This window comes from Streptomyces sp. NPDC057136 (assembly GCF_042670885.1).
Classification (GTDB): Bacteria; Actinomycetota; Actinomycetes; order Streptomycetales; family Streptomycetaceae; genus Streptomyces.
Genome location: NZ_JBHUUV010000040.1, coordinates 1 through 26,036 on the forward strand (window position 1 = coordinate 1; position 26,036 = coordinate 26,036).

Genomic DNA, 26,036 nt, shown 5'->3' on the forward strand with positions numbered 1-26,036 from the left:
GGTCCCTCTCGCGGAGAGGGACCGGGCCTTCGGGTCGTTCAGTACCGCTGTGCTGGACCGTCAGCCGGTCACGGGGACGAACGCCGAGAGGTCCGAGGCCAGTTGCGCATGCACCCGCGCCTTGAGCAGCGTGCCCTCCGGGGTGTGCTCCTCGGAAAGGACCTCACCCTCGGCGTGCACCCGGGACACAAGACCGCCCTGGGTGTAGGGCACGAGTGCCTCGATCTCGACGGACGGCCGCGGCAGTTCCGAATCGATCAGCGCGAGCAGTTCGTCAATACCGGCGCCGGTCCGCGCCGAGACGGCGATCGCGTGCTTCTCGATGCGCAGCAGCCGCTGCAGCACGACCGGGTCGGCCGCATCCGCCTTGTTGATCACCACGATCTCGGGTACGTCGAGCGCACCCACTTCGCGGATCACCTCACGCACCGCGGCGAGCTGCTCCTCCGGCACCGGGTGGGAGCCGTCCACCACATGCACGATCAGGTCGGATTCGCCGACCTCCTCCATGGTGGAGCGGAACGCCTCCACGAGGTGGTGCGGCAGATGCCGTACGAACCCGACGGTGTCGGCCAGGGTGTAGATCCGGCCGCTCGGCGTCTCGGCCCGGCGCACGGTCGGGTCGAGGGTGGCGAACAGCGAGTTCTCCACGAGGACGCCCGCACCGGTCAGCCGGTTGAGCAGGGAGGACTTGCCCGCGTTGGTGTATCCGGCGATGGCGACGGAGGGCACCTTGTTGCGCTTGCGTTCCTGCCGCTTGATCTCGCGGCCGGTCTTCATCTCCGCGATCTCCCGGCGCATCTTCGCCATCTTCTCGCGAATCCGGCGCCGGTCCGTCTCGATCTTGGTCTCACCGGGACCACGCGTGGCCATTCCGCCACCGCCGCTGGACCCGCCGCCACCCATCTGCCGGGAGAGCGACTGACCCCAGCCGCGCAGTCGCGGCAGCATGTACTGCATCTGTGCCAGCGACACCTGCGCCTTGCCCTCCCGGGACTTGGCGTGCTGGGCAAAGATGTCCAGGATCAGGGCGGTGCGGTCGACCACCTTGACCTTGACGACGTCTTCCAGGTGGATCAGCTGGCCGGGGCTGAGCTCACCGTCGCAGACGACGGTGTCGGCCCCTGTTTCGAGAACGATGTCGCGCAGCTCGAGCGCCTTGCCGGAACCGATGTAGGTCGCCGGGTCGGGCTTGTCGCGACGCTGGAACACGGCGTCGAGCACCTGGGCACCGGCCGTCTCGGCCAGCGCCGCAAGCTCCGCGAGTGAGATCTCCGCGTCGTGGACGGTGCCGGAAGTCCAGACACCGACCAGCACAACACGCTCAAGGCGCAGCTGGCGGTACTCGACCTCGGTGACGTCCTCCAGCTCGGTGGAGAGACCTGCCACACGCCGAAGCGCGGCGCGCTCCGAGCGGTCGAGCTGATCGCCGTCCCGCTCTCCGTCGATCTCGTGGCTCCAGGCGACGTCCTCTTCCATCAGGGCGTCGGCCCGAAGGCCCTCGGTGAGGCTTTCGGTGACATTCTCCGTAGCGCTCTGCGCGTCCTGCGCGTCCTGGGGAAAGGAAGAAGAGGAGGTCATTGGATCCTTACGTCGATGAAATTCGCTTACGTCAGTCACAACGCGTGACCTCGCCGGATGATTCCCTTACCGGAATTCCCGGACCGGCCGCCGCGCGACCCGTTGATAGTGGCATGGTGCTGCCTGGCCCGTCACCCGGGTTTACCGGTGTTCCCACCGTTCTCTCCCCGGCCCGTACGCGGCTCACGGAGCCTTGGGCTTCTCGCTGCGCCAGTCCGGGTGCCCGGGCATCGGCGGTGTCTTCTCCCCGTACAGCCATGCCTGGAAGAACGCCGTCAGGTCGCGTCCGGCAATCTGCGAGGCGAGCCCGGTGAAGTCCGCCGTGGTCGCGGATTCGTCCTTGTGGCGCCGCACCCAGGCCCGCTCCAGCCGGTCGAACGCGGCCATGCCGATCTCCTGCCGCAGGGCGAAGAGGACGAGCGCGCTTCCGTCGTACACCACCGGCCTGAAGAGGCTGATCTTCCGGCCCGGCTCCGGGTCGTCGGGGTGGGCCGGCGGGCCTCCGGCGGCCCGCCAGGCGTCGGACCGGGTGTATGCCTGGCGCATCCGGCGTTCGAGCGGCTGCTTGGCGTGCTCCTCGGCGTACCGGGCCTCGTACCAGCTGGCGTGTCCTTCGTTGAGCCACAGGTCGGACCACGACTTCGGGGAGACGCTGTTGCCGAACCACTGGTGGGCCAGCTCGTGCACCATGATCGAGTCGACGTACCACTCGGGATAGCCGGGCTCGGTGAACAAGGACCGTTCGAAGAGCGAGAGCGTCTGGGTCTCCAGCTCGAAGCCGGTCTCCGTGTCGGCCACCAGCAGTCCGTACGTCTCGAACGGATACCGGCCGACCTGCCGCTCCATCCAGGCCATCTGGTCCGGAGTCTTCTTCAGCCAGGGCTCCAGTCTCTCGCGGTCCGCGGCCGGCACCACATCGCGCAGGGGCAGTCCGTCGGGTCCGGCGCGGTGCAGGACCGCGGAGCTGCCGATGGACACCTGGGCGAGCTCGGTGGCCATCGGGTGCTCGGTGCGGTAGGTCCACGTGGTCGCGGCGCCCCGGCGCTCCGCGCCGATGGGCAGACCGTTGGCCACGGCTGTCAGCTTCTCGGGGGCGGTGATCCGGAAGGTGAAGTACGCCTTGTCCGCCGGGTGGTCGTTGCCCGGGAAGACGCGGTGCGCGGCGTCAGCCTGGTTGGCCATGGCCAGGCCGTCGGCGGTGCGCAGCCAACCACCGTCGGTGCGGCTGCCGTTCGGATCGCTGGTGTGCCGGACGGTGATGTTCAGGGGCACTCCGGCGGGGAGCGCGGCGGGTGCCTGGACGACCAGGTCCTCGCCCTTCGTTCCGAAGTCGGAGGCCAGACCGTTCACTTCGACGGCGCTGACCTTGCCTCGTGCGAAGTCGAGGTTGATGCGTTCCAGTGGCTCGGTGGTCCGGGCTTCGATTTTGGTGACGGCATCCAGGGGCTTGGTGTTGCTGCCGTGGTACGTAAACGCGATGTCGTACGAGAGGACGTCGTATCCGGGGTTGCCGAGCTGGGGGAAGAGTCGGTCTCCGATGCCGAGCGGCTCGGGGGCGGGGAGGGTGGCGGCGACGAGGGTGGCCGAGGCGGTGGCCAGCAGGGCGGCGCGCAGTCGACGGGAGGTGAGCGGCATGGACTACGGCTACCAGCGACTGTCCGCTCCGTCGGGGTGCCGCGCGCCGCACCACCCGAACGAGATCTTCCGGGGGTCGGAGGGCGTCAGGTGGTGGACGTCTGGTGCTGGGCGCGGCTCACGTCGTACACGCCGGGCACGTCCCGCATGGCCCGCATGAGTGCGGGCAGCCCGGCGGCGTCGGGGATGTGCAGGGTGTAGGTATGCCGGACCCGCTGCTCGCTGGGGGGTTCCACGGTGGCGGAGACGATCGCGGCGTCGGCCGTGGCGATGGCTTCGGTGAGGTCGGCGAGGAGCCTGGGCCGTCCGAAGGACTCGGCGACCAGGGTGACCCGGCACTCGCCCGCGTCCCGCCAGTCCCCGTCGTCGTTCCAGCGGGCCCCGACCGGTGGCCGTCCGGCGGCCTGCATACGGGCCACCGCCGGACACTCCTGGCGGTGCACGGTGACGGCACCGCCGCGCACGGTGAAGCCGGTGACCTCGTCGGGGGGTACGGGCGTGCAGCAGCCCGCGAGACGTACCGCTGTTCCCGGTCCGTCCACGGCGACACTCGCGACGCGCGCCCCCTGCTTGCTCCGGCCGCTCGACGCCTCGTCCGTGGGCTGCTGGGGCTGCGACTGCTGGGGCTGCGACTGCGGCCTGGGGGGATCAGGCTGGCCGACGAGCGCCTGCGCGTCCTCCGGATGGGCGTCGAGCCAGCCGGTGATGGCGATCCGGGCGGCGGCGGTGCGCGCGTGATCGAGCCAGTCGGGTGAGGGTCCGGATGCCGCGTCCTGGCTGAGCAGCGGCTGCACGGTGTCGCCGTCGCTCAGGACGGTGCTGAGCGTCGCGAGCCGGCCGTTGACCCGCGCCCCGATGCAGCCGTGCGCCTCGTCGCCGTACTGCGCGTACGCGGCATCGACGCAACTGGCGCCCGCGGGCAGGCCGAGCGTCCCGCCGTCGGTGGAGAAGACGGTGATCTCCCGGTCCTGGGCGAGGTCGGCGTGGAGTGTGGTCCAGAAGGTGTCCGGGTCGGGGGCGGACTCCTGCCAGTCGAGAAGCCGGGAGAGCCAGCCGGGCCGGGTCGGGTCGGCGCGTTCCCCGTCCGCCGGTTCGGACTGCTGGGCCGCGGTGCTGTCCAGGGTGTACGGATTCCCGAGTGCGACGACGCCCGCTTCGGCGACCTTGTGCATCTGGTGCGTACGGATGAGGACTTCGGCGACGGCGCCGTCCCGGCCGACGACTGCGGTGTGCAGCGACTGGTACAGGTTGAACTTGGGGGCCGCGATGAAGTCCTTGAACTCGGAGATCACGGGCGTGAAGCAGGTGTGCAGTTCACCGAGGACCGCGTAGCAGTCGGCGTCCTCGGAGACCAGGACCAGCAGGCGTCCGAAGTCGGTGCCGCGTAGTTCGCCGCGTTTGATTCTGACGCGGTGCACGGACACGAAGTGGCGGGGCCTGATCAGGACCTCGGCGGAGATGTCGGCGTCCCGGAGCGTGGTCCTGACTCGCTCGGCGATCTCGGTCAGGGGGTCCTCGGTGCCACCGGAGCCGGCGATCAGAGCGCGGGTGTGTTCGTACTCCTCCGGGCGCAGGATCGCGAAGGCGAGGTCTTCCAGCTCCGTCTTGAGCGCCTGCACGCCGAGGCGTTCGGCGAGGGGGATGAGGACGTCACGGGTGACCTTGGCGATCCTGGCCTGTTTCTCGGGGCGCATCACCCCGAGTGTGCGCATGTTGTGCAGCCGGTCGGCGAGTTTGATCGACATCACCCGGACGTCGTTCCCAGTGGCGACGAGCATCTTGCGGAAGGTCTCGGGCTCGGCCGCCGCTCCGTAGTCGACCTTTTCGAGTTTGGTGACGCCGTCGACGAGGTAGCAGACCTCTTCGCCGAACTGCTCCCGTACCTGATCGAGCGTCACCTCGGTGTCCTCCACCGTGTCGTGGAGGAGAGAGGCCGTCAATGTCGTGGTCTCGGCGCCCAGTTCGGCAAGGATCAGGGTCACGGCGAGAGGGTGCGTGATGTACGGCTCGCCGCTCTTGCGCATCTGGCCGCGGTGCGAGGACTCCGCCAGGACGTATGCCTTGCGCAGGATGACGAGGTCGGCGTCCGGATGGTGGGCGCGGTGGGCGTCCGCGACATGGCCGATGGCATCGGGCAGGCGGTCGCGGGAGACCGGGCCGAGCAGCGCCACGCGGCCGATCCTGCGGAGATCGATCCGGGGACGGCCCCGCTTGCGAAGGGGAGCACCTGGGTTGGTGGCCTCTGCACTCATGGGGCACCTCCGGCAACGTCGACCGGCGGTGAGGAGGCGCGGATGCGTCCCCGGGCCGGTGCTTGATGCTACCGACCCCACCACGTGGCGCAGTCCGGCTCTCGCTCAGCGTGAAACGGATCACCCATTCGAGCGAAGCTCTAGCCGATCACGGTTTCGAGCCAGGCCGGGTCGATGAATCCTTCGGCGACGATCACGGCGGGTCCCGTCATCTCGATCGCGCCGTCCGGATGCTCGGTGATCACCAGCGTGCCGCCGGGCAGGTCCACCGCGTACGTCACGGGGCTGCCGGTGAGCGCGGGGTCCGCGCCGTCCCTGCGGGCCGCCGCGACGGCCACAGCGCAGGCTCCTGTACCGCAAGAGCGTGTCTCGCCGGAGCCGCGCTCATGCACGCGCATCGCGACATGGCGGGGTCCGCGGTCCACGACGAACTCGATGTTGACACCGTCCGGGTAGACGGCCGTGGGGGTGAACTCCGGCGCGGAGTACAGGTCACCGGCGTGTGCGAGGTCGTCGACGAACGCGACGGCGTGCGGGTTGCCCATGTTCACGTTGCGGGCGGGCCAGCTGCGGCCGTCCACCGTGACCGTGACGTGCTCCTGCGGGAGCAGGCCCTGCCCCATGGAGACGGTGATATCGCCGTCCTTGGCGATGTGGACCTGCTTGACGCCGGCCCTGGTGGCGACGGCCAGGTCGCCCTCCTCGACGAGACCGGCCTGCCTCAGGTGGTGGGCGAAGACCCGGACGCCGTTGCCGCACATCTCGGCGATCGAGCCGTCCGCGTTGCGGTAGTCCATGAACCACTCGGCCGCTGCCGCCATGGCCTGCGCCTCCGGGTGCGCGGCGGACCGTACGACATGCAGCAGACCGTCGCCGCCGATGCCGGCCCGGCGGTCGCACAGCCGGGCGACGACGGATGCGGGCAGGTCGATGCCGTTGTCCGGATCGGGAACGATCACGAAGTCGTTCTCGGTGCCGTGGCCCTTGAGGAAGGCGATCTGAGAAGTGCTCACAGAGCAACTGTACGAGGCCGCACCGACAGCCCGCGAAGGCGGACCGTGCGGAAGGGGCGTCGCGTCAGCGGAGCCGGGCGACGCGCCAGACGGCGAGCGCGACCAGTCCGGTGCACACGGCGACGTACAGGGCGATCACACGCCAGTCGGGACGCTCGCCGGAACCTCTGGCGGGCAGGCCGGGCCAGGTGTGACCGACGCGGCGGGCGGCCATCATGCCCCAGCCGGCGGCGCAACAACTGATCAGCAGGCCCAGCATCGCGACGATGGCACCGCCGTCGCCGAACTCGAAGGCGAGTGGGAAGGCGAACATCAGGGACCCGACCGCGGCAAGCATGACGATCGGTGCGAGCTGCCAGATACGCAGTCGGCGCGCGGGGCGCAGCTCGACCTCGACCTCGGGGGTCACGTCGAGCTCGTCGGGCCCGTCGGGGCTCAGGCGTCCCGCCTCGTGCTGCGTATCCGGTGCGTCTTGGTCTGTGTCGCGAGGGCCGGCTTCCATCGCCACGCGCCCTCCCAACTCGGACTCCACTGGTCGATCGATGCTCGATGATGGCACGCTCCCGGGCACCGAAATGACGGGCAGAGCGTCCCGATGCCATCACGTGATCAGGCTGTAACCGCTCGTTCGATCAACGCCAGAGCCAGGTGCGGGAGTTCCGCACGCCGATCGGCGGCACCACTCAGCCAGTGGACGCGCGGGTCGCGGCGGAACCAGGAGTCCTGGCGGCGCGCGAATCGCTTGGTGGCGCGCACGGTCTCGGCGCGCGCCTCGTCCTCGGTGCACTCGCCCGCGAGGGCCGCGAGCACCTGCTGGTAGCCGAGCGCACGGGAGGCGGTACGTCCCTCACGCAGCCCCTGGGCCTCCAGGGCGCGCACCTCGTCGACGAGCCCGGCTTCCCACATCCGGTCGACGCGGACGGTGATCCGCTCGTCGAGCTCGGGGCGGCCGACGTCCACACCGATCTGCACGGCGTCGTAGACCGCTTCGCTACCGGGGAGGTTGGCCGTGAAGGGCTTGCCCGTGATCTCGATTACTTCCAGGGCACGCACGATGCGGCGTCCGTTGCTAGGCAGGATGACGCGGGCGGCCTCCGGGTCCGCGACGGCGAGCCGGGCGTGCAGGGCGCCGGAGCCGCCCCGGTCCAGCTCCTGTTCCAGCCGGGCGCGCACCTCGGGGTCCGTACCGGGGAATTCCAGGGCGTCGATGGCGCCCTTCACATAGAGCCCGGAACCGCCGACCAGGACGGGGGTACGGCCTTCGGCCAGCAGCCGGTCGATTTCCTTACGGGCCAGCCGCTGGTACTCGGCGACGCTGGCCGCCTCGGTGACATCCCAGATGTCGAGGAGGCGGTGCGGGATGTCGCCGCGCTCGGGGAGCGTCAGCTTCGCCGTGCCGATGTCCATCCCGCGATAGAGCTGCATGGAGTCCGCGTTGACCACTTCGCCACCGAGCTGCTGGGCGAGATATACGCCCAGATCGGACTTTCCGGCTGCGGTGGGGCCTACAACGGTGATGACGCGGGGGGTCGGAGCTGGTCTTCTCACCGCCCCAGTCTCCCAAACCCCGGGACACTTCCCGAACGAGCCGAGTGTGCGGAGCTCCGCGCAGGGAAGCCGTCGGGAAGGCACTACTGGGCTCCGGCCGTCCCGCCGAGTTCGGCCACGCACGCGTGAGTAAAATGTTGTACAAATATGTAGTACACGTATTGCATCGAAGCCCTCACCCCCATTGGCCCGTCGACGAACCGGCGGATAATGGCGGTGCAGAACACGCCCGAGCACAGCTCCCACTGCACGGAAGGTGACCCATGGGTTTCCTGGACAACCTGAAGGCCAAACTTGCTCCGGCCAAGGACAAGGTCGGTGACCTCGCGCACCAGCACGGGGGCAAGATCGAGCAAGGTCTCGACAAGGCCGCGCGAACCGTCGATCAGAAGACCAAGGGCAAGTACAGCGACAAGATCGTGTCCGGCACCCAGAAGGCCAAGGACGCCGTGGACCGGCTGGGCCACAAGGACGAGGGTGGCACCAAGCCGCCGACTGTCTGACCCCGATGGACCCGAGCACGAAGGAGGGCCCGGAGCGTATGCGCTCCGGGCCCTCCTTCGTATGCCGGGTCAGTACGTCAGGACCAGGCGGCGACGGTGTAGCCGACGCCGTACGGGGCGTCCGCGTACAGCAGCTGTCCCGCCAGGCCCGCACCCTCCGCGGCCCCTGCGAGCACCTGCCAGGACGCCCGGCCGGCCACCTTGAGTGCGTACGCCAGTGAGGCGTCGAGCGAGTTCAGAGCGGCAAGGTCCGCGTCACCCAGCGCGCGGGTCACAGTGGTGTCGAAGTCCACGGCCCGCTCGTCCAGGTAACCGGGTGCCTTCACCGTGCGGCAGGCGCTTCCGTCGCCCATCACCAGCAGGGCGACGCGGTCGGCCCTGGCCGCCAGCTCCTTGCCGGCGAGAGCGCAGCTGTCGGCCGGCAGCCGCTCCCCCACCGCCAGACCCTCGACCACGGCGTCGGACCACCGCGCCCGGTCCAGCAGCCACGCTCCGACGGTCAGGGAGGCCGGCAGCCTGCGCCCCACCGGAGCGGTGTCGCCGGGCGGGCTCCCGAGCCGTACGGAGAGGCCCACGCCGAACCCTTCGAAGGAACCGGTCGCTCCGGCGGGATACGGCCCCTCCGCCTCGGCTTCGGCGGGCCCGACGACGATCAGCAGATCGGGGCGGGCCGCGGCGAGCACGCCCAGGGCGTCCCTGCACGCGGTCCGCGCGTCGTCGAGCTCGGACGCCGCTCCGGCGGCGACCTCGGGAACCAGGAGCGGCGGACAGGGGCAGACGGCGGCAGCGACAAGCATGCCGGTCAGCGTACTGCGAAGATCCCCGGGTACTGCGAGGCCTCCCGGTAACGCCGAAGGTCCCCGAAGTCAGTCGCAGCCGCAGCCGGGAGCCGACGCGGCCGGCAGCGGGGCCGGGGCGCCGATGCCGGGCAGGCCCAGCATCACACCGGCGGGCTTGGCGGCGGCAGCGGCGGTGCGCGCCTCCCAGGCGTCACCGGAACGCGTCCGGCGTATGCCGAGGGGGGCGCCCTCGGCAAGCAGGTGGTGCGGAGCCGCGTACGTGATGTCGACCGTCACCACGTCGCCGGGACGCACCTCCTGCGCGGGCTTGGTGAAGTGGACCAGACGGTTGTCGGGTGCGCGTCCGGAGAGGCGGTGCGTGGCACCGTCCTTACGGCCCTCGCCCTCCGCCACCATGACGTCCAGGGTGCGGCCGACCTGCTTCCTGTTCTCCTCCCAGGAGATCTCCTCCTGGAGGACCGACAGGCGCATGTACCGCTCCTGGACGACCTCCTTGGGGATCTGGCCCTCCATGTCGGCGGCGGGCGTCCCGGGGCGCTTGGAGTACTGGAAGGTGAAGGCGTTCGCGAAGCGCGCCTCGCGGACCGCGTGCATGGTCTGCTCGAAGTCCTCCTCGGTCTCGCCGGGGAAGCCCACGATGATGTCGGTCGAGATGGCGGCGTCCGGCATCGCGGCGCGCACCTTCTCGATGATCCCGAGGAAACGCTCCTGCCGGTACGAGCGCCGCATCGCCTTGAGGATGGTGTCCGAGCCCGACTGCATCGGCATGTGGAGCTGCGGCATCACGTTCGGGGTCTCGGCCATCGCGGCGATCACGTCGTCGGTGAAGTCACGCGGGTGCGGGGACGTGAAGCGGACGCGCTCCAGACCCTCGATGGCGCCGCAGGCGCGCAGCAGCTTGGAGAACGCTTCCCGGTCGCCGATGTCGGAGCCGTACGCGTTCACGTTCTGGCCGAGCAGGGTCACCTCGGAGACGCCCTCGGAGACGAGCGCCTCGATCTCGGCGAGGATGTCGCCGGTACGGCGGTCCTTCTCCTTCCCGCGCAGCGCCGGGACGATGCAGAAGGTGCATGTGTTGTTGCAGCCGACGGAGATCGACACCCACGCGGCGTAGGCGGACTCACGGCGGGTGGGAAGCGTGGAGGGGAAGGCTTCCAGGGACTCGGCGATCTCGATCTGCGCCTCCTCCTGGACGCGGGCGCGCTCCAGGAGCACCGGGAGCTTGCCGATGTTGTGCGTACCGAAGACGACGTCCACCCAGGGGGCCCGCTTGACGATGGTGTCGCGGTCCTTCTGCGCGAGGCAGCCGCCGACCGCGATCTGCATCCCGGGGCGCTTGGTCTTCATCGGCGCGAGCCGGCCGAGGTTGCCGTAGAGCTTGTTGTCGGCGTTCTCCCGCACCGCACAGGTGTTGAAGACGACGACATCGGCGTCACCGTCGGCGTCCGCGGGCGCACGGACGTATCCGGCGTCCTCCAGGAGCCCCGACAGCCGTTCCGAGTCGTGGACGTTCATCTGGCACCCGTAAGTGCGTACCTCGTAGCTTTTCTTGACGTCCACTGCTTCGCTCCGGTTGCCGCTGCTCATGCGACAAGGGTAGGCGGTACCGGGAATGCCCCTTGCCGCCGGAGCCCCGGCGCAGGGTCCCGGAGCCGACCCCGAAGCCTGGGCCTGGCCATTACGGGGAGTGGCTGGCAGGATCGCGCCATGCCTTCCGTACTGTCCCGATTCGACCGACGACGCACCCTTCAGGGGGGTGCGGCCGTAACGGTCGTCCTGGGGCTGCTCCTGTGGTGGGTGCTCCCCCTGGGGGAGTCCTCGCCCACCGGCTCGCTGACCTTCTCCACAGGAGTACGCAACGGGGTCTACCAGCGCTACGGCGAGCGGCTCGAAGGAGCGCTGGCCAAGGACATGCCCGAGGTGTCCATCCAGCTGCAGACCAGTGAGGGCTCCCAGCAGAACATCGAGCGGGTGGCGACGGGGAAGGCGGACTTCACCATCGCCACCGCCGACGCCGTCGCGACCTTCATGCAGAACGGCAGACCCGGTGCTCAGCGCCTGCGCGCCTGTGCCCGGCTGTACGACGACTACGTACAGCTGGTCGTCCCTCGCGACTCGGACGTGCAGACGGTCGCCGACCTGCGGGGGAAGCGGGTGGGTGTGGGACAGCCCGGATCAGGCGTGCGGCTCGTCGCGGACCGGCTGATGAGCGCCGCGGACCTCGATCCGGCGAAGAGCATCACACCGGTGCCGGTCGGCATCGATACGATGCCGACCCGGCTGGCGAACGGCACGCTGGACGCCTTCTTCTGGTCCGGCGGCCTGCCGACGAATGCCGTGCAGGAGCTGTCGGAGCGGTTGCCCATCCGGCTGGTGCCGCTGGAGGACCCGCTGATCGCCCGGCTCCAGGCAGTCGGCGGATCGACCCGGTACTACCGCTCGGCCGTCATGCCGGCCGACGCCTATCTCAACGCGCAGCAGGGGCAGGCCGTGCCGACGGTGGCGGTCGCCAATCTGCTGGTCACCACGGACCGTACGGACCCGGCGATGACCGAGGCGTTCACCCGGACCGTGATCGACAGCCGCGACCGCATCGGACGTGAGGTGCACTCGGCGCAGGTGGTGGATCTGCGGACGGCCATCTACACCGATCCGCTGCCGCTGCACGAAGGGGCCGCGCGCTACTACCGGTCGGTCAAGCCGTAGCTCGGTCGCGCCGCAGCTTCTTTCACGCGCAGCAAAGGGCCCCGCTGTTCCGCTCAGGCGTCTGGACAGTGGCGCGGCACGGTCACCGTCACCCTCAGCCCGTGCGGCTCGTTCCGGGCGTACGCGATCGAACCGCGGCCCGCGGTGAGCAGCGCACGGGAGATGGAGAGCCCCAGCCCGGAGCCCTTGACGTTCTGATGCCGGTTGCTGCGCCAGAAACGGTCACCGATGCGCTCCAGCTCCTGACCGGTCAGTCCGGGCCCGCGGTCGGCGACCCGCACGGTGACGCTGTCACCCGTGGACGCGACGGTGACCCGTACCTCCTCGTCCGGCGGCGTGAATTTGAGGGCGTTGTCGATGACGGCGTCGAGCGCGCTGGAGAGCGCGATCGGGTCCGCCCAGCCGGTGGCTGCCGACACCCCGTCCAGCAGGAGCCGCACCCCCTTCTCGTCGGCGAGCGGGCGCCATGAGGCGACGCGCTCGGCCGTGAGGGCGCCGATGTCCGTGAGCTGAAGATCGGCCGCGGCATGCTCGGCCAGCGCCAGGTCGAGCAGGTCGTCCAGGACCTGGGCGAGGCGCTTGCCCTCCGTACGCACCGCGGCGATCTCCTCGTTCCCCTCGGGGAGTTCGAGCGCGAGGAGCTCGATCCGCAGCAGCAGGGCGGCCAGCGGGTTGCGCAACTGGTGCGAGGCGTCGGCGACGAAGGCGCGCTGCTGCTCCAGAACGTCTTCGACGTTGTCTGCCATCTCGTTGAACGAACGGGCCAGGCGCCGGAGTTCCGGAGGCCCGCCGGAAGCGGCGACCCGGGACCTCATCCGGCCGCTGGCGATGTCGTGCGTGGCCGCGTCCAGGATGCGCACGGGCAGCAGTACCCAGCCCGTGAGCCGGAACGCGGCGCCGACCGCGACAAGCAGGGCCAGGGCCTCGCCGAGACCGATCAGCAGCCAGCCCCGCAGCGTCCGGGACCGCATCTCGCCGGTGGGCGAGTCGATGACGACGACGGCGACGACATCGCCGTCCCGCACGACGGGCGAGGCCACGACGACCCGGCCGGTCTGCCACGGCCAGACCTGGCCCGGATCGTGGGAGCGTCGCCCCAGAAGCGCCTCCCGGAACGCCTCGCGGCCCTCGCCCTCGGTCGGCACCATCCAGGAGGACGGGGCCTTCGCCAGCGACTGGTCGTCGCGGTAGAAGACGCCGGCCCTGATCCCGTACACCGAGTCGTACGCGTCGAGCTCGGCCTGGAGGATGCGCTGCCGCTCCTCGTTGCCCGGAAGGGAGACGCTGACGAACTGGGCGAGCGCGCCGAAGCGCGCCGTGTCGTCGATCCGGTCCACCACAAGGCGCTGCTGCTCGGCGGCGGCCACCCGGCCGGCGAGCGGGACGCCCAGGGCGAGCAGTACGGCCGCCATGAGGATGATGAGCAGGGGAAGCAAACGGGCATGCACGGGGTACGTACGCCTTACGCGGACGGCGAGACGAGCCGGTAACCGACGCCCCGCACGGTCTCGATCAGTGTGGGCAGCCTCAGCTTGGAACGCAGCGACGCCACATGCACCTCAAGCGTGCGGCCCGTCCCCTCCCAGCTCGTGCGCCACACCTCGCTGATGATCTGCTCGCGCCGGAAGACCACTCCGGGCCGCTGGGCGAGCAGAGCCAGAAGATCGAACTCCTTGCGGGTCAGCTGGACCTCCTCACCGTCGACGCTGACCCGGCGGGTCGGCAGCTCGATCCGGACAGGGCCCAGGCGCAGACCGTCGGCCGGCGTCGTGGCGGGCTCCTCGCCGGCCGTCTTGCGCCGCGCGACCGCGTGGATGCGGGCGAGCAGTTCGCCGGTGTCGTACGGCTTGACGACGTAGTCGTCCGCCCCGAGGTTGAGCCCGTGAATCCGCGACCGGACGTCGGCGCGCGCGGTCACCATGATCACCGGGATCGAGGAGCGCTTGCGGATCTTGCCGCACACCTCGTAACCGTCCTGGTCGGGCAGTCCGAGGTCGAGCAGCACGACGCCGAAGGGTTCCTTGTCGGCGGGCAGGAGGGCCCGCAGGGCCTCCTCGCCGTTGCGGGCGTGCACGACCTGGAAACCGTGCCGGGCGAGCACGGCGGACAGGGCCGCCGCGACATGGTCGTCGTCCTCGACGAGCAGCAGTCTCATTGACCCTCCTTCCGGCGCCCGGCATTCCGGGACGGCTTATCTGGTTTCGTCGGCGACGCTCAATGTTCCGCCCGACGAGATTCTCCCGTCCGGCGACGTTTCACGTCATCCCCTACCAGGGCATCCACGCCGATGAGCGGTGCGTCAGTCAAGGCCTTGCCGGTAACAGCAGGGTTTCCGTTACCCACCCGGTACGCCCCGGCAGCGTCAAGGACGTCCCGTTCACGCGGTGTGTCCGGTTGCGGCCGGATCGTTATGCTCAATTTCCGCTCAGATGTAATGACGCTGGTCGCACTGCGTCATTAGTGTCCTTGCCAACCGAGGAGGACGGAGCATTAAGCCGATGAGCGGAGTTTCAGTGACCAAGGCCGCCGAGGATGCCGCGACTGCGGCGAACGACCTTGTCGTACTGAGCAACGTCAACAAGCACTTCGGCGCGCTGCATGTGCTCCAGGACATCGACCTGACCATCGCCCGTGGCGAGGTCGTGGTCGTGATCGGGCCTTCGGGGTCCGGAAAGTCCACGCTGTGCCGCACCATCAACCGCTTGGAGACGATCGACTCGGGCGCGATATCGATCGACGGCAAGCCGCTGCCGCAGGAGGGCAAGGAGCTCGCCCGCCTGCGCGCCGACGTGGGCATGGTCTTCCAGTCGTTCAATCTCTTCGCGCACAAGACGGTGCTCGAGAACGTGATGCTGGGCCAGCTCAAGGTCCGCAAGGCGGACAAGAAGGCCGCCACGGAGAAGGCCCGCTCGCTGCTCGACCGGGTGGGCGTCGCCTCGCAGGCGGACAAGTACCCCTCACAGCTCTCGGGTGGTCAGCAGCAACGTGTGGCCATCGCACGGGCGTTGGCGATGGACCCGAAGGTCATGCTCTTCGACGAGCCCACATCTGCGCTCGACCCGGAGATGATCAACGAGGTGCTGGAAGTCATGCAGCAGCTCGCCCGGGACGGCATGACCATGGTCGTCGTCACCCACGAGATGGGCTTCGCACGGTCGGCGGCCAATCGCGTCGTCTTCATGGCGGACGGAAAGATCGTCGAAGAGGCAGCGCCCGACCAGTTCTTCAGCAACCCGCGCAGTGACCGGGCCAAGGACTTCCTTTCGAAGATCCTTCACCACTGAGTCCCGGATCAGCTGATCACTCACCTCGCGCACATCGCGTCAACCTAGGGAATTTCACCATGCAGCTTCGTAAGGTCACCGCCGCCTCGGCCGCCGTGCTCGCGCTCGCCCTCACCGCCACCGCCTGCGGTTCGAACGAGAAGGACGACGCCGCGGGCTCCGGCGGCGGCAAGAAGATCACCATCGGTATCAAGATCGACCAGCCCGGTCTCGGTCTGCAGACCCCCAATGGCAAGTTCGTGGGCTTCGACGTCGACGTCGCCACGTACGTCGCGAAGGAACTCGGTTTCGACGCCGAGAACATCAACTTCGTCGAGACGAAGAGCGCGGACCGCGAGACCGCCATCGAGCGCGGCGACGTGAAGTTCATCGCCGCGACGTACTCCATCAACGACGAGCGCCTGCAGAAGGTCGACTTCGCGGGCCCGTACCTCCTGGCGCACCAGGATGTCCTCATCCGGGCCGACGACAACTCCATCAAGGCGCCCGAGGACCTCAACAAGAAGAACCTCTGCTCCGTCACCGGCTCGACCTCCGCGAAGAACGTCAAGGAGAAGCTGGCTCCCGAGGCTGAGCTGCAGAACTACGGCGGCTACTCCGAGTGCCTCACCGGCCTGGAGAGCAAGGCCATCGACGCGCTGACCACGGACGACTCCATCCTCGCCGGATACGCGGCGCAGGAGGCCCACAAGGGCAAGTTCAAGCTCGCCGGCTTCAAGATGACCAACGAGAACTACGGCATCGGTCTGAAGAAGGGCGACGCCGACCTCAAGAAGAAGATCGACGCCGCGCTCACCAAGATGGTCTCGGACGGCTCGTGGGACAAGGCGGTCGAGACCAACTTCGGCCCGGCCAACTACAAGAACGAGAAGGCGCCGGAGATCGGCAACGTCGTCAAGTAAGACCCCATTGCTGGCGGTCCGAAGCCGGGCTGATGAGGTGCGCCGCCGTCGAGGCGGCGCACCGAGCCCTCCCCACACCTGGAAGCACGGGAGATCGTGTTCGACTTTCTTGAAGGTTACGACCTACTGGGGGCCTTCTGGGTGACGGTGAAACTCACCGTCTACTCCGCCCTCGGTTCCCTCATATGGGGAACGCTGCTGGCCGGTATGCGGGTCGGCCCGGTCCCTCTGATGCGCGGGTTCGGTACCGCTTATGTGAACGTTGTCCGTAACATCCCGCTGACCGTGATCATCGTCTTCGCGTCGCTGGGCCTTTTCCAGACCTTGCGGGTCACCCTCGGCGGCGGAGGCGACTTCGAGGTCATCAACTTCCGGCTCGCGGTACTCGCGCTTGCCCTCTACACGGCTGCCTTCGTCTGCGAGGCGCTGCGCTCGGGCATCAACACGGTGCCGGCGGGCCAGGCCGAGGCGGCACGGGCACTCGGGCTGAGTTTCACCCAGGTCCTGCGGCTGATCATCCTCCCGCAGGCCTTCCGCTCGGTCGTGAACCCGCTGGCCAACGTGCTGATCGCGCTGACCAAGAACACCACCGTCGCTGCGGCGATCGGCGTGGTCGAAGCGGCGTACCTGATGAAGGACATGATCGAAGCAGAGGCTCAACTGATTCTGATCTCCGCCATCTTTGCGTTCGGATTCATCTGCCTCACCCTTCCGACCGGGCTCCTCCTCGGCTGGGTGAGCAAGAAGGTGGCGGTGAAGCGATGACGACGTCTGTCCTCTTCGACGCACAGGGGCCCCGCGCCAAGCGGCGCAATATCCTGTACACGGCCATCTTCGTAGTGGCTCTCGCCGCGGTGGTCTGGTGGGTCTACGGCGCCCTCAACGAGAAGCACCAGCTCGACTGGGTCAAGTGGGAGCCGTTCTTCACGAGCTCCCAGCCGTGGGAGACCTACCTCTGGCCGGGGCTCCAGAACACGCTCAAGGCCGCGTTCTTCGCCCTGCTGATCGCTCTGCCGCTCGGGGCACTGTTCGGTATCGGCCGGCTCTCCGAGCACCGCTCGGTACGGATGCCGTCCGGCATCGTCGTGGAGTTCTTCCGCGCCATCCCCGTGCTGATCCTGATGATCACGGCGAACGCCGCGTACTCCGAGTTCACCGACATCGCCAGCGATGTGCGTCCGCTGTACGCCGTCGTCACGGGTCTGGTGCTGTACAACGCCTCGGTACTGGCCGAGATCGTGCGGGCCGGGATCCTGTCCCTCCCGCAGGGTCAGACCGACGCCGCGAAGGCGATCGGCATGCGCAAGGGCCAGACCATGCGGTACGTGCTGCTGCCGCAGTCGGTCACCGCCATGCTGCCCGCGATCGTCAGCCAGATCGTGGTCATCGTGAAGGACACCGCTCTCGGCGGTGCGGTCCTCACCTTCCCCGAGCTGCTCGCGTCGGTACGTCCGATGAGCGCGAACTACGGTGCGAACACCATCGCGTGCTTCACCGTCATCGCGCTGATCTTCATCGCGGTGAACTTCGCGCTGACCTCGTTCGCGAGCTGGCTCGAGCGCAGGCTGCGGCGGGCGAAGAAGACGACGGGCGCGGTGGTCGGCGCCGCCCCCGGCGGCGGCCTCGAGATCATCGATGCTCCCCCGCTCAAGGTTGCTGACAAGTCGGACTCCTGACCCTTCCGGCAATAATCCGACCGCGGGGGGACCGGCGCATCTGCCGTGCCCCCCGCCACGGGTCTCTGTCACTTGACGCAAGCACTGGCAATAGGTTGCATACGTTCTGTGATCGCGCCCCGAGCCTCCGTCGCCACTTCCCCTACGACCGTACGGGCCGGAGGGTGTGCGCCGTGGACCCGGTGATCGTCGTCGGCGCCGGGCCCGTCGGTCTGGTGCTGTCGCTCGCCCTCGCCGCACAGGGCGTCCCCTCGGTTGTTCTCGACGAAGGTCCCGGGAAGGACGAGCAGCGGCCCGCCCGCACCGTCGTCCTGCGCGAGGACACCGCCGCTCTGGTGGAGCGGCTCGGCTGCACGACCCTGCGCGACGAGGGCCTCCGGTGGTCCGGGTGGCGTTCGATGCGGCGCAAGCAGCTGGTACGCGAGCTGCCGCTCGGCGCGGCGTCGCAGACCGGTCCCCTGCCCGCCCCGGTCCATCTGCCGCAGCACGCCCTGACCCGCGGTCTGCGCGCTGCGGTCGCCGCGCAGAGCCTGGTGCGGATGGCACCGCTCAGCCGCATCGACACCCTGGAACAGGACCCCGACGGGGTCACCGTGCACACCAGGGAGCCCGATTCCACCTGGTGGCGGGGGAGCTATCTGGTCGGCTGCGACGGCGCCCGATCCACCGTACGCAAGCTCCTGGACATCAGGTTTCCTGGGCGCACGGCCGTGGAACGGCACGCTGTCGCCGCGCTGCGTGCCGAACTGCCGTGGCCGGGCGAAGCCGTACTGCACCGGGCACCGCCGTGGCGCAGCGCCGGCCCCGAGGTGACCGCACGCCCCCTGCCCGACGGGGTCTGGCGGCTGGACTGGCTGCTTCCGCCGCGCGGTGAGCTGGTCACTCCCGACGCGTTGATCACCCGGGTCCGGGACACGCTGGCGGGCTGGTGCGGGGAGACTCCGGCGTACGAACTGCTGGACACCGGGGTATACACGCTGCACCACAGGCTGGCACGGCGCTGGCGGTCGAAACGGGCGTTCCTGGCCGGTGACGCCGCCCATCTTCTGGGAGCGCTCGGCACCCAGGGCCTGGACGAAGGGGTACGGGACGCCGAGAACCTGGCCTGGAAGCTGGCGCAGAGCTGGCACCACGGTGCCTCCGAGCTGCTGCTCGACAGTTACCAGGCCGAGCGCAGGGCCGCGGTCGCCGCACGGCTCCGCGCCGCCGACCAGTCGCTGCCGATACTGCGCGGGGGTGGCGGCCTTCGGACCCTGGTGCCGGGCAGCGCTCGCGGGCACGACACGTTGCTCACCGATGGTCATCTGGGGTGCGGGCCGCTGGGTGCGCCCCCGTCGTACACGCATTCGCCCCTTTCGCCTCCGCGCGCCGAGGCGCACACCTCCGTGGGTACGCCCCCCGGTGCGCCGGTCGCCGACGTACGGGTGACCGCGCCCGACGGCAAGAGCGTCCGCCTGCGCGACCGGCTGGGGATGGGGCATCTGCTGGTGGTCCTGGTCGCTCCGGGTACCGGAGTGTGGGACCGCCGGCACTGGCTCACGGCGGGCGTCATGCCGCGGCTCATCGAGGCCGTGGCCGCGCTCCCGGTGAAGGGTGAGCTCCTGGTGGCGGAGAGCTACCCGGGTGCGTCGGCGCACACCGTGCTACTGATCCGGCCCGACGGGCACCTGGTGGCGGCCTTCGGCGGGGTCCGGCCCGCGGAGCTCTTCGCCGCAGCCGACGCGGCGCGCGGAGGTGCCATTGAGCAGGCTCGCGGGGGCGGTACGGGTGCGGCGAGCGAGGAGTCGCTGCACGAGTCTCTGCGCTCCGAGCGCGCCGCGAACATCAATTGACCCCCGCAGGCGCACATGGTGTACTCCAGACCATGACCGACACCGATGTGCGCCTGTGGCGGAGGGTCCATATGGACCTCGTCCGCTATGCGGGCTGCGTGTGTCGACCGTCCTGCTGAATCGCCTCTCACTGCCGCGCCGTGCTGTCTTCGTACGGCGGTGGCTTCAGCGCGAACTCTCAGGACGGTTCCTGTGTCTGCACTCCCCGTTTCACTCCCCTCTTCGTTTTCTGATCCCGTACGCGCTTCGGCGTCCGTGTCCGCGCCGGATGCCGCGGAACTGCTCGCCTTCGTCCGCCGTATCGCGAACGACGCGGCGCTCGTGGCCTCGCTCCCTCTGGATGCCGAGGGCCGCACCTGGCTCCGGCTCGACGGGCCGGGCGGCAGTGAAGCCTGGCTGATCGGCTGGCCGCCCGGCACGGGAACCGGCTGGCACGACCACGCCGACTCGATCGGCGCCTTCACCACGGCCGCGGGCACCCTCAAGGAACACTCGCTGGCCGCCCGGCTGCCCACCGACGGCTGGAAGACTCTGGAACTGAGCGAAGGGGTCGACCGCACACGGCAGTTGACCGCAGGTCAAGGCAGGGCTTTCGGCCGGCACCATGTGCACGAGGTGCTGAACGAATCCGCCGATGAGCATGCCGTCTCGGTGCACGCCTACTACCCCCCGCTGCCGCGTATCCGCCGCTACAGCCGTACGGGCGCGGTGCTCCGCCTGGAGCAGATCGAACGTCCGGAGGACTGGCAGTGAACGACAACCGCAAGGCCACCGCCCCCGGTGTCGCTACGGAACCGATGGGCATCGACGAACTGCTGGAGCGGGTCCGGGCCGGAATCGACCGGGTCGGCCCGCGGCAGGCCGCCGCGGCGGCCGCGGACGGCGCGCTGCTGGTGGACATCCGCTATGCGGCTCTGCGGGAACGGGACGGGCTGATTCCGGGTGCGCTGGTCGTCGAGCGCAACGAGCTGGAGTGGCGGCTCGATCCGTGGGGAAGCCATCGTGCCGCCGAGGCGGTGAGCCACGATCTCCAGGTGATGGTGATCTGCAACGAGGGGTACGCGTCGAGCCTCGCGGTCGCGTCCTTGCACCAGTTGGGACTGCACCGCGCGACCGACCTGATCGGCGGATTCCAGGCATGGCGTGCGGCGGGGCTCCCGGTCGAGGTGTGACCGAGAGCCCCTGCCGCCCACCGGGGGTGGTCACTGCCTGGCTGTGGCCACCTCCACCGGGCGGGGCCTGAGCGCCAGTCGGCCCGGGAGGGCGGTGGCCACCAGGGTGAGCAGTGCGGCGGCGCCCAGCACCGCCGCGTACACCGCCGGCACGATCGCGGGCTCCGCGCTCCCGGTCATTCCGATACTGAAGGCGGTCAGGACGGCCAGGGAGATGCCGCTTCCCAGGACGGCGGCGATCAGCAGGACCGCCAGCGCCTCGATCCGGAGCATCCGCAGCACCTGGCGGCGGGTGGCGCCGGCGAGCCGGAGGATGGCGAACTCCCGGATCCGCTCGGATACGGACATGGCGAGGGTGTTGACGACGGCGATGGCGGTGAAGGCCAGCACGAGCCCCATGGCCAGGTAGTTGACCTCGGCGTTCTGCTGCTGCCGGTCGGCCTCAAGTCGGTCGACATCGGCGGGCGCGAGTACGGCGACTCCCGGGAAGTCCTTCACTCGCCCGGCGATGTCGGCCCGGTCCCGGTCCCCGGCGATCAGGACGGTGGCGGCCAGGGGATTGTCCATGTGGCGGGCGACCAGGTCGTGGGGCAGCGTCAGATCGCCGAAGCCCAGTCCCCGGGCGTACACGGCGGCGACGGTGAGGCTCGCCGGGGTGCCGTCGCCGAGGTGGAACTCCAGCCGGTCTCCGTGGCGCAGGTCCAGCCGGTCGGCGGCGAGTTCGCTGATCGCGGCGGTACGGGAGCCGGCCGTGAAGTCGGCCAGCGAGCCGCTCGTGACCTCGGGGTCCCAGGTGCGGGCGAGTCCGGCCCCGGTGACGCCCTGGACCGCGTACTTCTCGAGTCCGACCCGCACGGTGGTCCGTACGACCTCGGTGGTGGCGGCGACTCCGTGCATCGCGCGCACCGCTTCGACTGCGGCGGGCGGAACGCCCTGCCCGTCGGCGGCCAGGACCGAGGTGGCTCGGGTGCCCTCACGCGCCTGGGTACGGGCGACATCGGAGAGGGTCGGCTGAACAAAGAGAACGGTGCAGGTCATGCCGATGAGCAGGGTCAGCGGGGTGACGACCGCGGCCATCCGGGTGGCATTTCCACGGACGTTGGAGGCGGCGAGGGAACCGCCGTGACCGGCGAGGCGCATGGGGCCGCCGAGCATCGCGACCGCTCCCTTGACGAGGGCCGGCCCCAGCAGGGACACGGCCGTGGCCAGCACCACCACGGCCAGGAAGGTGACGGGCGTCGCGGCCGCCTCCGTGCGCAGGGCAGCGAGTACGGCGACGAGGACGACGCCGCCCGCGAGCAGGACCAGACCGGCGACGAGGCGTCCCCGGGCGGGGCGGTCACGCTCGACAGCGGCCTCGGCCATCGCCTCGGCCGGCCTGATGCGGGAGATACGGTTGCCCGAGATACGGGCAGCGGCCCACGCCCCGACGAGAGTGACGGCGACGGCGGCAAGCATGGGCAAGATGCCGGACGTCCGTTCCAGAGTGGCGGGAACAGCGCCCATGTCGATGAATCGACTGTGGAGCCAGGCGGCGAGCGGTAGCCCTGCGAGCGAGCCCAGGACGCCCGCGGCGGCTCCGACCAGCAGGGCTTCCCGGCAGAGCAGGCGGCGGACCTGACGGGAGGTGGCGGCGATGGCGCGCAGCAGGGCCAGCTCGCGGTGCCGCTGCTGGATGGAGAGCGCGAAGGTGCCGACGACGACGAGCACCGCGACGAGGAGTGAGGTGCCGCCCATCGCCCCGCCCATGGAGACGAGCTTGATACGGGCGCCTGCGGCGTCCAGGAACTCGACCGGCCCGCGGGCTTCGCCGGTGGAGACCTGTGCGGTGGTGCCCTTGAGAGCCTGCTTCACCTGCCGTTCCAGGTCCGTGAGATCCGTTCCGGGCGCGGGGATCACGCCGAGGGCGGTGACCCGGCCGGGGCGGGCCGCGAGCCGCTCGGCCTCGGCGGTGGAAAAGAAGAGGGAGGTCTGCCGACGGAGACCGTCGCGGGCATCGGGGGCGACGGGAGCGGTGGAGGCGGAAGCGGTGGAGGCGGAAGCGGTGGAGGCGGAAGCGGTGGAGGCGGGAGCGGTGGAGGCGGCGGGGGCCGCTATGCCGCTCACGCGGTAGGAGCGCGGGTTGCTGGTGGACTGCACAGGGAGCCGGTCTCCGGGCTTCAGACCGGCCCGCCGGGCGAGCTCGCGGTCGATCACCACCTCGTCGGCCGATGCAGGGGCGCGGCCTGCGGTGAGAGCGAAGGGGGTGAGCGGCGCGGAGGTCCAGGCGTGACCGTACGAGGGCCGGCCTGAGGGCCCGCCGGCGGGGTCGTGGACCAAGGGCCGTGCGGGGAAGGTGAGTTCGGGGAATACCTTGCTGACGCCTTCGACGGCGCGGACCCGGTCGACGACGGCGGCGGACAGCCAGGCCCGCTCGGCGACGGGCTTCGCCTTGTGCTTGACCTTTGTCTTGCCGTTGCCCTTGTGCTTGACGGTGGTCCGGTGGACATTTTGGTCGGCCGAGACGACGAGGGGCGTGGCGGCATAGCGTTCGGTGGCGATCTTTCCGCGCAGACCGGTCTCCAGAAGCGTGCCGCAGGCCGTGATGAGAGCGGCGGCACACATGAGGGCCAGCAACGCACCCAGGAACCCGCCCTTCCGGTCCCGGATGGTGTGCAGGGCGTAGCGCAGCATCATGATGCGTCCGTCTCTGTTCGGTGGCCTGCGGGGCTGGCGGGCTGGGTGTTGCTGGAGGGGCTCGCGGGGGCCGGGAAGGCGAGCAGGCGCGTGTGGACCGTGCGCGCGCCGGGCGGTGTTGCGGCGTCCGGGCGCTTGTACCGGTTCATCAACGCGATGTACTCCTCGAAGAACGCGCGCAGTTCGGGGAGCGTGAGCCGGATGGAGCCGCGCGAATACGGGAAGGCATCGACCCACTCGTCACCCTGGTCGAGCTGTCCGCTGCTCAACCGTCCGCTGTCACACTGGAGCTGCTCGAAGAGGGCTAGGTCCGCGGCGTACGCGTGCCTGTTGAGCTCGTCCATGACGAGCCGCGTCTCGGATGTCTGACGGGACCGGGGCGGGAAGCGCCGGTCACCCGGTACGGCCTTCCACCAGCGTCGCCTCCTGCTTCCCGGGCCCTCGACGTCCTCCGGCGTGGTGTCCTCCACGAAGCCGTACCTGGCCAGTTCGCGCAGGTGGTAGCTGGTGGCCCCGGTGTTCAGCCCGAGAGCACGGGCGAGGATCGCGGACGTCGCCGGTCCGTTCACGGTGAGGTGCTGAAGGATCTGCTGGCGCCGCGGCTGGGCGAGCGCTTTGAGGGCCGCCAGCTCTGTGATCTCGGTACCGCCGGGCTTCTCTGCCATGCCGCACACACTGCTCTGTGCACAGGTGCCTGTGCACTGGAGCATTCCTGCGTCTTCGTACGGGGGTTAGCCCCCTCGGCGACCTCCCCCGGACGGCCGCTCACGCGGCCCGGAATCCGCGGCGCCCCACCCGAACGCCACACACCGGTGGAGCAATCGCCGTGGGCCCGGCACATTCACCTCAAGACCGATGGCCGAAATGTACGGAGATGTCGCGCCGATGAAGACCGCTCACCTCACCCCCGATCAGCTCGACGCCCAGGTCTCCCACCTGCACGACACAGCGGTGTGGCAGGAAATCATCACGGGCTGGGAGCACACCGCCCCCGAACCTGTAGTTCCCCAAGGGTCGCGCTCGTGGCCGGGAGCGAAGTCCGAGCCGGCCGCCTGGCGGGACCTGCTGTCCGTACCCGTCGAGCAGCTCATCGACGAGTCAGTGCGGGCACTGCCCACGTCGCCGCCCCACGAGCGGCGGCTTCCCGGGCGACTGGGCGCGATCCTGCCCGAGCGTCTGCACAGCTGGCGGCGTATCGGTCAGCCCGATGTGCGCCCCTCCACCCATCTCGGATACGCCCGGCAGATCCTGGTCGAGTGGGGCTGGCAGAACACCCCGTACCGGCTGCGCAACGCCCGTGGCGCCCGCTGCATCTGCGGCGCCCTCCTCACCGCTCACCGTCTCGGGTACGGCTCCCTCGGCACGGTGGACCGGGCCGGTGCCTGGCTGATCACCGAACTCCGCTCACAGGGCTGGACCGACCTGATCGGCCCGTGGAACCGGCATCCCGACCGCACCGCCGCCGACGCACTGTCCCTGCTCGACGCCACCATCCGGCGAGCCGCACGCGCAGGCAACTGACCCGCCCCGGTCGCCGCCCGAGCGCCCGAGACCAGCCCGGCGCCCGAGACCAGGACGTCACCCATCGGCCCGCCGCCCCCAGTCCCTCCCCGCCCAGGGCGGACTCCCCCACCCGCCCACCACGCGCTCAGAAGGGCTCGTCCAGGCCCTCCGTGTCTTCGCCCTCTTCCGCCAGCGCCTGCCTCACCACGCGCAGGGCCACCCCCTCCCCGTACCCCTTGCGCGCGAGCATGCCCGCGAGGCGACGCAGGCGCTTGTCGCGGTCCAGGCCACGTGTGGAGCGGAGTTTGCGGGCCACCAGCTCGCGGGCCGTCTCCTCCTCCTGCTCCGGGTCGAGCTGTCCGACCGCCTCGTCGATCAGCGCGGAATCCACGCCCTTGGTGCGCAGCTCGCGGACGAGGGCACGGCGGGCCAACCCCCGGCTGTTATGTCGGGACTCGACCCACGCCTCCGCGAACGCCCCGTCGTCGATCAGCCCCACGTCCTCGAACCGCGACAGCACCTCTTCGGCGGCCTCGTCGGGGATCTCCCGCTTGCGCAGGGCATCCGCGAGCTGCTTGCGAGTGCGCGGGGTGCCGGTGAGCAGGCGCAGACAGATGTTGCGCGCCTGCTCGACCGGGTCCTGCGGTTCCCCCTTCTCGGCTCTCGACGAGGAGGAGGAACCGCCGCTTCTGGAGCCGGTGCGGGAACGACGGCCGGCACCCCCGCCCGGCCCCGAACCTTCGCCGAACCCCCCGCGACTCTCGCCGAACCCCCCGCCCGAGCCTCTCCCCCGACGGCCCCCGGCCCGCGCGGCGGACTCGGACCGGAAACCGGTCCCCGCCCCGGAACCGAATTCCGACTCGGACGCATGGGCGGACCCTGCGGCGAATGCAGCGCCGGCGCCCGCGCCGGGGTCGGCCTCGCCGCCCGACCACTCCGTACGACGCGTCACG

24 protein-coding genes are annotated in these 26,036 nt (G+C 69.9%); 11 read left to right on the plus strand and 13 right to left on the minus strand.

All coding sequences use genetic code 11. From position 1 onward, the window contains the following. Positions 1 to 60: 60 nt before the first annotated feature. The 6 genes from hflX to miaA form a co-directional block, all read right to left on the minus strand. Positions 61 to 1,581 (minus strand): GTPase HflX, encoded by a 1,521-nt coding sequence (gene hflX / locus ACFT7S_RS32595; protein ID WP_382738062.1) that lies wholly within the window; start codon positions 1,579 to 1,581, stop codon positions 61 to 63. Positions 1,582 to 1,764: 183 nt separating this feature from the next. Continuing rightward, the gene (locus ACFT7S_RS32600; RefSeq protein ID WP_382738065.1) at positions 1,765 to 3,216 is read right to left on the minus strand and encodes a M1 family metallopeptidase; all 1,452 of its coding nucleotides are present in this window, start codon (positions 3,214 to 3,216) and stop codon (positions 1,765 to 1,767) included. Positions 3,217 to 3,302: 86 nt separating this feature from the next. Beyond that, positions 3,303 to 5,468 carry a RelA/SpoT family protein gene (locus ACFT7S_RS32605; protein WP_382738068.1) on the minus strand — a complete coding sequence of 722 codons (2,166 nt, stop codon included), beginning with the start codon at positions 5,466 to 5,468 and terminating at the stop codon, positions 3,303 to 3,305. Positions 5,469 to 5,608: 140 nt separating this feature from the next. Beyond that, complete coding sequence (gene dapF / locus ACFT7S_RS32610) at positions 5,609 to 6,481, minus strand: diaminopimelate epimerase (RefSeq protein ID WP_382738071.1); 873 nt, start codon at positions 6,479 to 6,481, stop codon at positions 5,609 to 5,611. A gap of 64 nt (positions 6,482 to 6,545) precedes the next feature. Further along, on the minus strand, positions 6,546 to 6,983 hold the full coding sequence (locus tag ACFT7S_RS32615) for a hypothetical protein (RefSeq protein WP_382738182.1): 438 nt from the start codon (positions 6,981 to 6,983) through the stop codon (positions 6,546 to 6,548). Between the two features lie 107 nt (positions 6,984 to 7,090). Then, complete coding sequence (gene miaA, locus ACFT7S_RS32620) at positions 7,091 to 8,029, minus strand: tRNA (adenosine(37)-N6)-dimethylallyltransferase MiaA (RefSeq protein ID WP_382738074.1); 939 nt, start codon at positions 8,027 to 8,029, stop codon at positions 7,091 to 7,093. Positions 8,030 to 8,292: 263 nt separating this feature from the next. Between miaA and ACFT7S_RS32625 the strand changes: the two genes are divergently transcribed. After that, positions 8,293 to 8,532, plus strand: a complete 240-nt coding sequence (locus tag ACFT7S_RS32625; protein WP_382738077.1) for an antitoxin — start codon at positions 8,293 to 8,295, stop codon at positions 8,530 to 8,532. 77 nt (positions 8,533 to 8,609) lie between these two features. Here the strand turns inward: ACFT7S_RS32625 and ACFT7S_RS32630 are convergent, their stop codons facing one another. Then, on the minus strand, positions 8,610 to 9,329 hold the full coding sequence (locus tag ACFT7S_RS32630) for a class III extradiol dioxygenase subunit B-like domain-containing protein (RefSeq protein WP_382738080.1): 720 nt from the start codon (positions 9,327 to 9,329) through the stop codon (positions 8,610 to 8,612). Between the two features lie 69 nt (positions 9,330 to 9,398). Further along, a complete protein-coding gene (gene miaB, locus ACFT7S_RS32635) occupies positions 9,399 to 10,919 on the minus strand; it encodes a tRNA (N6-isopentenyl adenosine(37)-C2)-methylthiotransferase MiaB (RefSeq protein ID WP_382738084.1) in 1,521 nt (506 codons plus the stop codon). Positions 10,920 to 11,039: 120 nt separating this feature from the next. Here miaB and ACFT7S_RS32640 point away from each other — a divergent pair, with 120 nt between their 5' ends. Beyond that, positions 11,040 to 12,038: a TAXI family TRAP transporter solute-binding subunit gene (locus ACFT7S_RS32640; RefSeq protein WP_382738087.1), complete on the plus strand. Its 999-nt coding sequence runs from the start codon at positions 11,040 to 11,042 to the stop codon at positions 12,036 to 12,038. Positions 12,039 to 12,091: 53 nt separating this feature from the next. On the opposite strand, the gene ACFT7S_RS32645 is transcribed toward ACFT7S_RS32640, so the two are convergent. Together ACFT7S_RS32645 and ACFT7S_RS32650 are read right to left on the minus strand one after the other, a co-directional pair. Continuing rightward, positions 12,092 to 13,486 (minus strand): ATP-binding protein, encoded by a 1,395-nt coding sequence (locus ACFT7S_RS32645; protein WP_382738090.1) that lies wholly within the window; start codon positions 13,484 to 13,486, stop codon positions 12,092 to 12,094. 14 nt (positions 13,487 to 13,500) lie between these two features. Continuing rightward, on the minus strand, positions 13,501 to 14,193 hold the full coding sequence (locus ACFT7S_RS32650) for a response regulator transcription factor (RefSeq protein WP_382738093.1): 693 nt from the start codon (positions 14,191 to 14,193) through the stop codon (positions 13,501 to 13,503). A gap of 343 nt (positions 14,194 to 14,536) precedes the next feature. Here ACFT7S_RS32650 and ACFT7S_RS32655 point away from each other — a divergent pair, with 343 nt between their 5' ends. The 8 genes from ACFT7S_RS32655 to ACFT7S_RS32690 all read left to right on the plus strand — a co-directional run bounded on the left by ACFT7S_RS32655 (position 14,537) and on the right by ACFT7S_RS32690 (position 20,904). Beyond that, the gene (locus tag ACFT7S_RS32655) at positions 14,537 to 15,322 is read left to right on the plus strand and encodes an amino acid ABC transporter ATP-binding protein (RefSeq protein ID WP_382738096.1); all 786 of its coding nucleotides are present in this window, start codon (positions 14,537 to 14,539) and stop codon (positions 15,320 to 15,322) included. 59 nt (positions 15,323 to 15,381) lie between these two features. Continuing rightward, complete coding sequence (locus ACFT7S_RS32660; protein ID WP_382738099.1) at positions 15,382 to 16,224, plus strand: glutamate ABC transporter substrate-binding protein; 843 nt, start codon at positions 15,382 to 15,384, stop codon at positions 16,222 to 16,224. 96 nt (positions 16,225 to 16,320) lie between these two features. After that, on the plus strand, positions 16,321 to 16,989 hold the full coding sequence (locus ACFT7S_RS32665) for an amino acid ABC transporter permease (protein WP_382738102.1): 669 nt from the start codon (positions 16,321 to 16,323) through the stop codon (positions 16,987 to 16,989). Continuing rightward, positions 16,986 to 17,900, plus strand: coding sequence for an amino acid ABC transporter permease (locus ACFT7S_RS32670; protein WP_382738105.1), 915 nt, complete (start codon positions 16,986 to 16,988; stop codon positions 17,898 to 17,900). The genes ACFT7S_RS32665 and ACFT7S_RS32670 overlap by 4 nt, the downstream gene beginning before the upstream one ends. Positions 17,901 to 18,073: 173 nt before the next feature. Continuing rightward, positions 18,074 to 19,732: an FAD-dependent monooxygenase gene (locus ACFT7S_RS32675; protein WP_382738108.1), complete on the plus strand. Its 1,659-nt coding sequence runs from the start codon at positions 18,074 to 18,076 to the stop codon at positions 19,730 to 19,732. Positions 19,733 to 19,764: 32 nt separating this feature from the next. Continuing rightward, the gene (locus tag ACFT7S_RS32680; RefSeq protein ID WP_311605579.1) at positions 19,765 to 19,851 is read left to right on the plus strand and encodes a putative leader peptide; all 87 of its coding nucleotides are present in this window, start codon (positions 19,765 to 19,767) and stop codon (positions 19,849 to 19,851) included. Then, positions 19,820 to 20,485, plus strand: coding sequence for a cysteine dioxygenase (locus ACFT7S_RS32685; RefSeq protein WP_382738111.1), 666 nt, complete (start codon positions 19,820 to 19,822; stop codon positions 20,483 to 20,485). The genes ACFT7S_RS32680 and ACFT7S_RS32685 overlap by 32 nt, the downstream gene beginning before the upstream one ends. Before the next feature lie 44 nt (positions 20,486 to 20,529). Continuing rightward, positions 20,530 to 20,904: a rhodanese-like domain-containing protein gene (locus tag ACFT7S_RS32690; protein ID WP_382738185.1), complete on the plus strand. Its 375-nt coding sequence runs from the start codon at positions 20,530 to 20,532 to the stop codon at positions 20,902 to 20,904. A gap of 30 nt (positions 20,905 to 20,934) precedes the next feature. Here the strand turns inward: ACFT7S_RS32690 and ACFT7S_RS32695 are convergent, their stop codons facing one another. Both ACFT7S_RS32695 and ACFT7S_RS32700 read right to left on the minus strand, forming a co-directional pair. Continuing rightward, positions 20,935 to 23,580 carry an FtsX-like permease family protein gene (locus ACFT7S_RS32695; RefSeq protein WP_382738114.1) on the minus strand — a complete coding sequence of 882 codons (2,646 nt, stop codon included), beginning with the start codon at positions 23,578 to 23,580 and terminating at the stop codon, positions 20,935 to 20,937. Further along, positions 23,577 to 24,245 carry an ArsR/SmtB family transcription factor gene (locus ACFT7S_RS32700; RefSeq protein WP_382738117.1) on the minus strand — a complete coding sequence of 223 codons (669 nt, stop codon included), beginning with the start codon at positions 24,243 to 24,245 and terminating at the stop codon, positions 23,577 to 23,579. The genes ACFT7S_RS32695 and ACFT7S_RS32700 overlap by 4 nt, the downstream gene beginning before the upstream one ends. Before the next feature lie 220 nt (positions 24,246 to 24,465). Here ACFT7S_RS32700 and ACFT7S_RS32705 point away from each other — a divergent pair, with 220 nt between their 5' ends. Beyond that, a complete protein-coding gene (locus ACFT7S_RS32705; RefSeq protein ID WP_382738120.1) occupies positions 24,466 to 25,101 on the plus strand; it encodes a hypothetical protein in 636 nt (211 codons plus the stop codon). 127 nt (positions 25,102 to 25,228) lie between these two features. Here the strand turns inward: ACFT7S_RS32705 and recX are convergent, their stop codons facing one another. Then, positions 25,229 to 26,035, minus strand: coding sequence for a recombination regulator RecX (gene recX, locus ACFT7S_RS32710; protein WP_382738122.1), 807 nt, complete (start codon positions 26,033 to 26,035; stop codon positions 25,229 to 25,231). Position 26,036 lies beyond the last annotated feature (1 nt).

What these genes read in the sequence shown, in the direction of transcription:
- hflX (WP_382738062.1), bottom strand. Translation starts at nt 1,581, where the DNA reads ATGACCTCCTCTTCTTCCTTTCCCCAGGACGCGCAGGACGCGCAGAGC.
- ACFT7S_RS32600 (WP_382738065.1), bottom strand. Translation starts at nt 3,216, where the DNA reads ATGCCGCTCACCTCCCGTCGACTGCGCGCCGCCCTGCTGGCCACCGCC.
- ACFT7S_RS32605 (WP_382738068.1), bottom strand. Translation starts at nt 5,468, where the DNA reads ATGAGTGCAGAGGCCACCAACCCAGGTGCTCCCCTTCGCAAGCGGGGC.
- ACFT7S_RS32615 (WP_382738182.1), bottom strand. Translation starts at nt 6,983, where the DNA reads ATGGAAGCCGGCCCTCGCGACACAGACCAAGACGCACCGGATACGCAG.
- ACFT7S_RS32625 (WP_382738077.1), top strand. Translation starts at nt 8,293, where the DNA reads ATGGGTTTCCTGGACAACCTGAAGGCCAAACTTGCTCCGGCCAAGGAC.
- ACFT7S_RS32630 (WP_382738080.1), bottom strand. Translation starts at nt 9,329, where the DNA reads ATGCTTGTCGCTGCCGCCGTCTGCCCCTGTCCGCCGCTCCTGGTTCCC.
- miaB (WP_382738084.1), bottom strand. Translation starts at nt 10,919, where the DNA reads ATGAGCAGCGGCAACCGGAGCGAAGCAGTGGACGTCAAGAAAAGCTAC.
- ACFT7S_RS32640 (WP_382738087.1), top strand. Translation starts at nt 11,040, where the DNA reads ATGCCTTCCGTACTGTCCCGATTCGACCGACGACGCACCCTTCAGGGG.
- ACFT7S_RS32650 (WP_382738093.1), bottom strand. Translation starts at nt 14,193, where the DNA reads ATGAGACTGCTGCTCGTCGAGGACGACGACCATGTCGCGGCGGCCCTG.
- ACFT7S_RS32655 (WP_382738096.1), top strand. Translation starts at nt 14,537, where the DNA reads ATGAGCGGAGTTTCAGTGACCAAGGCCGCCGAGGATGCCGCGACTGCG.
- ACFT7S_RS32660 (WP_382738099.1), top strand. Translation starts at nt 15,382, where the DNA reads ATGCAGCTTCGTAAGGTCACCGCCGCCTCGGCCGCCGTGCTCGCGCTC.
- ACFT7S_RS32670 (WP_382738105.1), top strand. Translation starts at nt 16,986, where the DNA reads ATGACGACGTCTGTCCTCTTCGACGCACAGGGGCCCCGCGCCAAGCGG.
- ACFT7S_RS32680 (WP_311605579.1), top strand. Translation starts at nt 19,765, where the DNA reads ATGACCGACACCGATGTGCGCCTGTGGCGGAGGGTCCATATGGACCTC.
- ACFT7S_RS32685 (WP_382738111.1), top strand. Translation starts at nt 19,820, where the DNA reads ATGCGGGCTGCGTGTGTCGACCGTCCTGCTGAATCGCCTCTCACTGCC.
- ACFT7S_RS32690 (WP_382738185.1), top strand. Translation starts at nt 20,530, where the DNA reads ATGGGCATCGACGAACTGCTGGAGCGGGTCCGGGCCGGAATCGACCGG.
- ACFT7S_RS32695 (WP_382738114.1), bottom strand. Translation starts at nt 23,580, where the DNA reads ATGATGCTGCGCTACGCCCTGCACACCATCCGGGACCGGAAGGGCGGG.
- ACFT7S_RS32700 (WP_382738117.1), bottom strand. Translation starts at nt 24,245, where the DNA reads ATGGCAGAGAAGCCCGGCGGTACCGAGATCACAGAGCTGGCGGCCCTC.
- ACFT7S_RS32705 (WP_382738120.1), top strand. Translation starts at nt 24,466, where the DNA reads ATGAAGACCGCTCACCTCACCCCCGATCAGCTCGACGCCCAGGTCTCC.